The 5831-nt window shown below is 69.7% G+C and carries 4 protein-coding genes and 1 pseudogene; all 5 read right to left on the minus strand.

The window, feature by feature from the left end:
* Positions 1-206 (minus strand): annotated as a pseudogene (locus B2284_RS12990) (NAD(P)/FAD-dependent oxidoreductase); the annotation flags it as partial.
* Positions 207-390: 184 nt separating this feature from the next.
* Positions 391-1302, minus strand: coding sequence for a hypothetical protein (locus tag B2284_RS12995; protein WP_006944757.1), 912 nt, complete (start codon positions 1300-1302; stop codon positions 391-393).
* Positions 1303-1410: 108 nt separating this feature from the next.
* Entirely contained in the window at positions 1411-1947 is a 537-nt protein-coding gene (gene sigM, locus B2284_RS13000) for an RNA polymerase sigma factor SigM (RefSeq protein WP_235006046.1), read from the minus strand.
* The gene (locus B2284_RS13005) at positions 1944-3893 is read right to left on the minus strand and encodes a protein kinase family protein (RefSeq protein WP_006944774.1); all 1950 of its coding nucleotides are present in this window, start codon (positions 3891-3893) and stop codon (positions 1944-1946) included. The genes sigM and B2284_RS13005 overlap by 4 nt, the downstream gene beginning before the upstream one ends.
* Positions 3894-4071: 178 nt before the next feature.
* Positions 4072-5831: murein biosynthesis integral membrane protein MurJ (gene murJ, locus B2284_RS13010; protein WP_286697613.1), on the minus strand; the 1760-nt coding region annotated here is incomplete at its 5' end.

Below are 5831 nucleotides of genomic sequence, written 5' to 3' on the forward strand. Positions count from 1 at the left end.
TTCTCCATGAGGTCGGGGCCCATGATGCCGTCCGAGAAACCGGGGAAGTTCTCCACCTCGGTGGTGTTCATCAGGGCGCCACCAGCGGTGACGGAGCCCTCGAACACGAGCGGTTCGAGATTGGCTCGCGCCGCGTAGATGGCGGCGGTGTACCCGGCGGGGCCGGAGCCGATGATGATGAGGTTGCGCACGGCCTGGTCGCTCACGAAAGCTTCCTTCGTTGTCTTGTCACGGGCTGCCCGGGGAAGGTCTCGGCGCTGTCGCGCGCCCGCTGTCACCTTGCACAACGCACTCTAGTCGTGGGACATTCCGAGCGCATGCCGAGGCGTACCGCGGCGTCGAGCCACCGGGCTGGCGAGCAAGTCGATGCGAAACCGTCGACCCCGGCCCTCACGTCGTGACGGACGTCGGCCCCGCCTCGAGGTCGGTGGCCGTGCTGCAGGTGCGCGAGACGACCCAGGCCGTCGACGTGCGGCCCTTCACGGCGACGACGATGACGGCGGGGGTGCCGTCGTAGGTGGCGAAGTCGGCGTAGACGGCGTCGGGCTTCTCGATGACGCCCTTCGCGACGGCCTGCAGGCAGGCCTGCACGCCCTCGCCGGTGGCCAGGGGGCCCAAGGATTGCGCGTTGGCCTGCGCGGGTTCGATCGCAGGCGACTTCGACGTCCGCAGCGCCGCAGCCTGCGTCGCGAGATCCGTCGACGTGTACTTCGTCTGCGTCTGCGTGACACGCACGCGTGAGGCGTAGTTCTCCTCGGCAGGTTCCATCGACGCCTCTGCCGTGGGCTGGGCACTCGGATGGGGCTCGTCACGGTTCGTCACGAGGGTCACCGCGCCGATGGCGACGGCCGCCGCGGCGCCGAGCGCCAGCGCCGCGCGCCCGAGGGTGCGTCGGCGACGATGGCCGTCCAGGGAGGTGACGGTGGCCCCTGACGGGCTCTGCGACGCCGCCGGAGGATTCATCTGTCCTTCGGAAGCCGGGACCGCGGGGCGCTGCTGCGTTCCAGGACGCTGCGGCAGCGGCACCGCCGGGGGCACCGCGGGGCGCTCATCGCGCTGGAGATCTTCGGGCGGACGTCGCACGTCCGACAGCCTCTCGTCCGAGGGCACCCCCGCCTCACGGGACGCGCTCGTCAGCGCGTCGCGCACGCGCGTGGCGACGTCGTCGGGCATGCGGGGAGCGTCACGGGAGGCCTCCGTCCGCAGCATGGCAGCGATCTGTTGCTGCACCTCGGCCGACGCGACCGGTTTGTCGTCGGCGTGCGCGGACGCCTCCCACTCGTCGCGGAAGTTGCGGGTCATGTCAGGCCTCCTCTCATGAGCGTGGACGGGTGCTTCATTGTGTCTGACGCGCAGGCGGGCACGGTGGTTCCGTGACGTGAGCCACGTCTTCGGGATGACGCCTCGGCGTCATCGATCCGCGAGCATGCCCGCGAGGGCAGTGCGCCCCCGCGCACACCGCGACTTCACGGTGCCCTCGGCGATGCCGAGGTGCGTCGCGGCCTCGGCGACGCTGAGACCCTCCATGTCGACGAGGACGAGGCACAGGCGCTGCCCCTCGGGCAGCTGCGCAAGGGCCTGACGGACGTCGAGGCGGACGTCGGTCTGCGCATGCGCGTCCCGCGTGTCGGCGATGTCGTACTCGGGCCACTCCTGCGTCGGCTTCAGTCGGCGCAGCCGGTCGAGTGCGGAGTTGACGACGACGCGGTGCAGCCATGTCGAGAACTTCGCATCACCGCGGAACGACTCGAGGCGTCTGAACGCGGCGAGGAAACCCTCCTGCACGGCGTCCGCGGCGAGCTCCGGGTCGCGGGTCGTGCGCAGGGCGACCGCCCACATCCTGTCCTTGTAGCGCTCGAACAGCACGCCGAACGCGTCCGGGTCACCCTCACGATGAGCCTGGACGAGTTCTTCGTCGGTGCTGTCCCGAAGCACTGATCCGTTCACTTCGAGACCGTGACCTCGGCGATCGACGACTCGTAGTACGACTGGCCGGCGGGCTTCGTCTGATTCGGGATGAAGACAGTGACATAGCGCCCCGACGCGTTCGTCGAGATCGTCTGCTCACTCGTCGCGCTCGACATCGAGCCGACCTTCGTGCCCGTCTTGCCGGGGGTGTCGCTGACGTAGACGTCGGCGGTCAGCGGCGTGCGCTTGCCGGGCGTCACCTTGATGGTCTTGACGGCTGTCTGCGAACCCAGGTCGATGCTGACGCCACCCATGTCGGGGTCGCCGCCCCAGGAGGCGCGACGGTAGCGCAGGCTCATCCACACCGTGTCGGGGTTGCCGTCGATGGCGTTGGCCGCGGCCAGCGAACCGGATTGGCGCGCTCCTTGCGCGTTCACGAGCGTGGCTGCGGCGGCTTGGACGGGGGTGCCTGCCGGGGCAGCGCTCGAGGCAGAGGACGGCGCACTCGAACCCTTCGGCGACGAGGCGGTCGTGCTGGGCTTCGCGGCGGCGTCCGGCTTGTCAGAGCTGCCGGTGATGCCCTGGAGCCCGAAGATGGCGAGCACGAGCGCACCGAGCACGATGAGGCCGACGAGGACGAGGGCGAGCTTGCTGCTCGCCGGGTCAGGGTCGTCGGTGCCGCCGTTGAACCCCGGTACCGGGGGCTCGAGCTCCTCGAACGACGGGTCGTAGGAGGTGCGGGCGTACGCGGCGTCCTCGTCGTCGAGGTTGAACTGCGTGGTCTCGTCCGCGTCGAATGCGACGGGGCGGCCCACCATCGTCGCGTCGGCGGGGTCGGGTTCGTTGACACGACGCGGGGCGGGCTTGCGCGGAAGAGCCACCGCGGGCTTCGCGCCGGGGTCGGTGGCGTCGTCGCCGCGCACGTCGTCGGTGGAGGACGAACCGTTCTTGGTGCCGCTCTTCTTGACGGTGCTCACGCCGCTGCTCGTCGCACCGGCCTTGCCGGAGGCGCTCTTGTCCGAGCCACCCTTGCTCGAACCTGCCGCTGCGAGGGCCGCAGCACCGACGGCTCCGACGGCCGAGCGCTTGCCTGCACCGTCGCCGGAACCCGCGCGCACGTCGGCCCGGCGAACGACGAACGTCGACTCGGGCTCGTCCGCTGTGTCGTCGTCGGTTTCGACGCTGCGTCGCCCACGGCCCGGAGCCGTGATGATCTGCGCCGACCACGGCGCGAGCTGACGCGCGACCTCGCCCGGCGTGCGCGGGCCGTCACCGCTGTTGAGGACCTGGCGGCACATCGCGTCGAGATCACTCGGCACCCCGTCGACGATCTCGGCGGGTGTCGCGATCTGCCCGTCGGCGCGACGCTGCGCGAGTTCGATGCCCTTGAGGCCCTCGATGTCCTTCGGGTCGCCCGGCCACGTGCCCGTCAAGGCCGTGTAGAGCAGATCCACGAGCGCACGCGTGTCGATGGCGGTCGCCTCGGAGCTGGAGACGTCGTCACGCCCGGCGAGAGAGCCACCGACGGCGACCTGGGTGACGGCGATGGAACCGTCGGCGAGGCGTAGGACGTGACGCGGCGTCAGGATGAGGTGGTGCAGGCCGCGCTGGCGCGCGGCCTCGAGGGCGCTCGCCGTCTCACCGACGATGCGACGCGCCTCCTCGGGATGCATCGGCTCGAAGCGTGCGAGGTCGGCGAGGCTGTAGGCGCCCGTGTGCGGCTCCTCGACGATGTACGCGAACTCGTCGTCGCGCCCCGCGTCGAGCACGCGCACGAGGCGCGGGTCCTCGACGCCCGCGGCGCGGCGGGCACTGTCGAGCGCCGCGTCGGCGTGCGCCGAACGCGACCCGACGACGGTGATGGCGACGTCACGCCCGAGTTTCTCGTCACGCGCGATCCAGCGTGCGAGACCGGGGGCGTCCGAGATCTCGGACGTCAGCTCGTACCGGTTGCCCAGCACCGTGCCCTTCGTGATGCCCTGCACTCGCACTCCTCGTCGCGTCGATGAACCACGGCCCGCGCGTCGCTGAGACGCCGGGCTCGGTTCATCCTAAGCAGCCCGCCGGGCAACCACGCGGTACGGCGTCCCTTCGGCGCGGCGAGGTCTGGAGGCATCGCCCCGAGCGGCCGTGACGATGACGCGTCACGACCGCGAGGGGACGTCAGCCTCGACGCAGACGACGGGTGATCGGGCCGAGCAGGCTGTTGATCTCCTGCACGCGCAGGCGGCTCGCGACGAGGAAGTACACGGCGAGGAACAGCGGGCCGATGATGAGCAGTTCGACGAGGCTCTCGACACGCGTGACGGGCGCGACCTGGTGGATGAGGAAACTGACGAGCAACGTGACGCCGGTGGCGATGATCGCGGCGATCGCCAGACGGACGTATGTGCGCACCGTCTCCGACAGGTCGACGGCGCCGAAGCGGCGCCTCAGCAGGACGAAACCCACCGCGGCCTGGACGACGTTGGAGATCGTCTGCGCGAGACCGACGCCGACGCCGACCCAGTGGGCGCCGGGGTGACCGAGGATGGTCGTGTCCTGCAGGAAGAACCAGGGCACGGTCAGTCCGACGGCGATCCCCGTGCAGATGATCTGCATCCAGAACGGGGTCTTCGCGTCGTTGTAGGCGTAGAAGACGCGCTGAATGACGAGGCACAGCGAGTAGGGCACGAGGCCGACGAGCATGGCGATGGCCATCGAGCCGATGGCCCACCGGGTGTCCGGATCCGCGCCGAACATGGCCGACACGAGCGGGAAGACGAGCGCGAAGCAGCCGAACGTCAGCATGACCGACGCAAGGCCCGACAGGCGGATACCTGTCGTCATGTCGTCCTTCACCTTGTCCGTCTCGTTGCGGCCGGCGGCGATGGACATCCGCGTGAACAGCGCGGTGACCAGGCTGACGGTGATGAGGGAGTGCGGGAGGGTGAACAGCAGGAACGCCTGATCCTGCGCTCCCTTTCCGGGTTCACCGTCAGGCTGGGAGTTGAGCAGCCGGGACGTGACGATGAGGCCCAGCTGCTGGACGATGACGGCCGCGAACGCCCAGCCGGCCATTGTCGAAGCGCTGCGCAGACCCACGCCGCGGAACTTGAAGTTCGGGGTGAACGAGTACCCCGCACGCTTGAGCACGGGGACGAGCACCAGGGCCTGAGCGACGATCGCGAGCGTCGCGGGCAACGCGAGGACGAGGATCATCTCCGTGGTCCACCCCGAGTACGGCGGAACCCCGTTCTGACCGTGCGGGTACGCCGCGATGAACCAGACGAGCCCCAGGATGATGACGACGTTCGCCAGCGCGGGGCTCCACATGAACGCCCCGAAGCGTCCGCGCGCGTTGAGCACCTGACCGAGGATCGTGTAGACGCCGTAGAAGAAGATCTGCGGAAGGCAGATGAGCGTGAACGCCGTGGCGACGTGGAGCTTGTCGCCCGTGACGTTCTTGTGGTCGTAGATCTGGTAGACCCACGGGGCGAGGGCCATGCCGATGACGGTGACGCCGAGCAGGATCGTCAGCGTGAGCGTGACGATGCGGTCCGTGTAGGCCTTGCCGCCGTCGGAGTGCTCGAGCGCGCGCGTGATCTGCGGGACGAGAACAGCGTTGATGACACCGCCGGCCAGGAGCAGGTAGATGATGTTGGGCAGGCTGTTGGCCGTCGCCCACGTGTTGGCGATGCCCGTCGTCGAGCCGAGGGCCCAGACCGTCAGCACGGAACGGAGCAGGCCCAGCATGCGTGAGACGAGCGTGCCGGCCGCCATGATGGCGCTGTTGCGCAGAACCCCGCCTGTTCCCGAGGACTTCGCCGCTGCGGTCTGGGGGCCGTCGGCGGGCGTCTCGACGGCGTCGGTCGCCGGGCCTGCGGCCCCCGTCGTCGGGATGGCGGCCGTCCGCGCCTCTCGTGTTTCACGTGAAACACGAG

It is taken from the genome of Dermacoccus sp. UBA1591 (genome assembly GCF_002322065.1).
GTDB classification, from domain to species: domain Bacteria; phylum Actinomycetota; class Actinomycetes; order Actinomycetales; family Dermatophilaceae; genus Dermacoccus; species Dermacoccus nishinomiyaensis.